Genomic DNA, 3,668 nt, shown 5'->3' on the forward strand with positions numbered 1-3,668 from the left:
GGCGAGGTGGCCGATTCGATCCAGGGCTCGCGTATTCGCCTGATCGAACGCCCGCGTTTCCATAGCGAGCAGGCCTGGCAGGACTACGCCGACAAACTCACCGAGCTTGCACGTTTCACCCTGTCCCAGGGCGTGCGCCTGGCCTACCACCACCATATGGGCGCCTACGTCGAATCCCCGGAAGACATTGACCAGTTGATGCGCCGCACCGGTGCGGAAGTCGGTCTGCTGTTCGATTCTGGCCACTGTTATATGGGCGGCGGCGAACCGCTTGAGGTGTTGCGCAAACACATCGACCGGGTCTGCCATGTGCACTTCAAGGACGTGCGCAAGCCGGTGGTGCAACTGGCGCGCAACCAGATGTGGAGCTTTCCCGACTGCATCGTCAACGGCACTTTCACCGTGCCCGGCGATGGCGATATCGACTTTGCCGAACTGCTCGATGTGCTGATGGCCGCGAAATATGCGGGCTGGCTGGTGGTTGAAGCCGAGCAGGACCCGGCGGTGGCGCCCAGCTATATCTATGCAAAAAAGGGCTACGACACCTTGCGCGCGCTTCTCAACGATGCACTTCTCAACGAGAGGATTTGAGTGATGAGCTTGTTGGTCAAAAGCAGCAAACGCGGCCAGACCATGGTCGCCCTGGAAGAAGGGCGGCTGGAGTACGTGGGCTTCTCGGCCCACCGCCTGAGCCTCGGCGAAACCCTGCCGGTCAATGCGGGTGATAAAGAACTGTGCCTGGTGCTGCTCAGCGGTCGAGTGAACATCGAGGGCGAAGGTTTCAACTGGCAGAACCTGGGCGATCGCCAGTCGGTGTTCGAAGAAAAATCGCCGTTCGCCGCCTACCTGCCGCCCGGCACCACGGCCCAGGTCACCGCCTTGAGCGACGTGCAGATCGCGGTCTGCGCCGCGCCCGGTGCGCAGGGTTACGAACCGCGCCTGATCCGCCCCGAAGACTGCAAACGCAGCGTGCGCGGCAAAGGCGCCAACACCCGTTATGTGTGCGACATCCTGCCCGACACCTCACCGGCCCATTCGCTGTTGGTGGTGGAAGTGCGCACGCCGTCGGGGCACTCGTCGAGCTATCCGCCGCACAAGCACGACACCGATGACCTGCCGCACCAGAGCTTCCTGGAAGAAACCTACTACCACCAGATCAACCCGCCCCAGGGCTTCGTGTTCCAGCGGGTGTACACCGACGATCGCAGCATCGACCAGGCCATGGCCGTGGAAAACAGTGACCTGGTGGTGGTGCCCAAGGGGTACCACCCGGTCAGCGTGCCGTACGGCTACGAGTCTTATTACCTCAACGTCATGGCTGGCCCCAAGCGTGCCTGGCATTTCCACAACGACCCGCAGCACAGCTGGCTGCTGGACCTTTAAACGGTTTGGACGGAGAACAACAACAATGAAATCGCCGCTACGTTTTGCCCTCAACCGTATGGTCGCGCCAAACCTGTCCCTGCCGGACTTTATCGAGTTGGCGGTCGCGCTCAAGTGCGATGCCATCGAGATCCGCAATGACCTCAAGGACCGCCAGATCGAATACGGCCTGCCCGCCAGCCGCGTACGTGAATTGTGTGCGGCGCAGGGCATCAGGGTGCTGTCGATCAACGCGCTGTACCCCTTTGACGTCTGGAATGACGAACGCCGTGCCCAGGCGATCGAGCTGGCCAGCTATGCCCGTGAATGCGGTGCCCAAGGCTTGGTGATGTGCCCGTTCAATGAGCCCGGCGACACCCGCAATGACGCCCAGCGCGCGGCAGGTTTGCGCACCGCCTTGAGCGAGCTGGCGCCGATCCTGCGTGAGTACGGGATCCTCGGTTTCGTCGAACCCCTGGGCTTCGAAGTATCCGCCCTGCGCCGCAAGCGCGTGGCCGTTGACGCGATCAAGGCCATCGGCGGCCTGGATGTGTTCCGTGTGGTGCACGACACCTTCCACCATCACCTGGCCAACGAGCATGAGTTCTTCCCCGAGCTCACCGGCCTGGTGCATATCTCCGGCGTGGAAGATGCCCAGACGCCGCTCAACTCGATCAGCGACGGCCACCGCGTGCTGGTGGGCGAGGGCGACATTCTCGGCAACGCCGCGCAGATCGACACGCTGCTCAGCACTGGTTACAGCGGCTACCTGTCGTTCGAACCGTTTGCGGCAAGCGTGCACGAGTTGGCGGATATCCGGCAGGCCTTGGGGGCAAGTATCGCCCACTTGCAGAAACGATAAGGGGCGCGACATGACCACCACCCGATTGACCATGGCCCAGGCCCTGGTGAAGTTTCTGGATAACCAATACATCGAAGTCGATGGCGTGCAGAGCAAGTTTGTCGCCGGGGTGTTCACCATTTTCGGTCACGGCAATGTGCTCGGCCTGGGCCAGGCGCTGGAGCAGGACAGCGGCGACCTTGTGGTGCATCAGGGCCGTAACGAACAGGGCATGGCCCACGCGGCCATCGGCTTTGCCAAGCAGCACCTGCGCCGCAAGATCTATGCGTGTACCGCATCGGTCGGGCCTGGCGCGGCGAATATGCTGACCGCTGCGGCGACCGCCACCGCCAACCGTATTCCGTTGCTGCTGTTGCCTGGCGATGTGTACGCCAGTCGCCAGCCCGACCCGGTGCTGCAACAGATCGAGCAGTTCCACGACCTGAGCATCAGCACCAACGATGCCTTTCGCTCGGTCAGCAAATACTGGGACCGCATCAACCGGCCCGAACAATTGATGAGCGCTGCGATTCATGCGATGCGTGTGCTCACCGACCCGGCGGAAACCGGCGCCGTGACCCTTGCGCTGCCCCAGGATGTGCAGGCCGAAGCGTGGGACTACCCGGATTATTTCCTGCAAAAACGTGTGCACCGTATCGACCGTCGCCCGCCCACCTCCGCGATGATCGGCGATGCGTTGGCGGCGTTTCGCGGCAAGCGCAAACCGTTGATCATCTGCGGCGGCGGGGTCAAATACGCGGGTGCCAATGCTGCGCTGCAGGCCTTCGCCGAGCGCTTCGATATTCCCTTCGCCGAGACTCAAGCGGGCAAGAGCGCGGTGGTGTCCGGCCACCCGCTTAACGTCGGTGGCATTGGTGAGACCGGCTGCCTGGCGGCGAACCTGCTGGCGCCGGAGGCGGACCTGATCATTGGCATCGGCACGCGCTACACCGACTTCACCACCTCGTCCAAGTCGCTGTTCAAGCATGCCGAGGTGAAGTTCCTGAACCTGAATATCAGCCCCTGCGATGCGTTGAAACTCGACGGCGTACAAGTGCTGGGCGATGCCAAGGTCGCACTTGAAGCGCTGGCCGATGCCCTCGGCGATTACCGTTCCGGCTGGGGCGGGCAGGTGCGTGAGGCCAAGGCGCAACTGGACGCCGAAGTGGATCGTGTGCAGGGCGTGGAATACTCGGGCGACGGCTTCGTGCCGGAAGTCGACGACCGCCTGGACCGCGCCGTACTGCGCGAGTTTATCGAACTGACCGGCTCGTGCCTGACCCAGAGCCGTGTGCTCGGCGTGCTCAACGACAGCCTGGCCGACGACGCGATCATTGTCGCCGCCGCCGGCAGCCTGCCCGGTGACCTTCAGCGCGCCTGGCGCAGCAAAGGCGTGAACACCTACCACGTCGAATACGGCTACTCGTGCATGGGCTACGAGATCAACGCCGCCCTCGGCGTGAAG

At 62.9% G+C, this 3,668-nt stretch carries 4 protein-coding genes; all 4 read left to right on the forward strand.

The window, feature by feature from the left end; translation table 11 throughout:
* The coding region (locus tag V6M90_RS29935; RefSeq protein ID WP_332847661.1) for a TIM barrel protein at window positions 1-591 on the forward strand (591 nt) is incomplete at its 5' end.
* 3 nt (window positions 592-594) lie between these two features.
* Window positions 595-1,383, forward strand: coding sequence for a 5-deoxy-glucuronate isomerase (gene iolB, locus V6M90_RS29940; protein ID WP_078824359.1), 789 nt, complete (start codon window positions 595-597; stop codon window positions 1,381-1,383).
* Window positions 1,384-1,408: 25 nt separating this feature from the next.
* Window positions 1,409-2,224: a TIM barrel protein gene (locus tag V6M90_RS29945; RefSeq protein ID WP_042945707.1), complete on the forward strand. Its 816-nt coding sequence runs from the start codon at window positions 1,409-1,411 to the stop codon at window positions 2,222-2,224.
* 10 nt (window positions 2,225-2,234) lie between these two features.
* On the forward strand, window positions 2,235-3,668 hold a 1,434-nt coding region (gene iolD, locus V6M90_RS29950; RefSeq protein ID WP_332847662.1), incomplete at its 3' end, for a 3D-(3,5/4)-trihydroxycyclohexane-1,2-dione acylhydrolase (decyclizing).

Origin of the sequence: Pseudomonas lactucae (assembly GCF_036688725.1) — a bacterium.
Lineage (GTDB): Bacteria > Pseudomonadota > Gammaproteobacteria > Pseudomonadales > Pseudomonadaceae > Aquipseudomonas > Aquipseudomonas lactucae.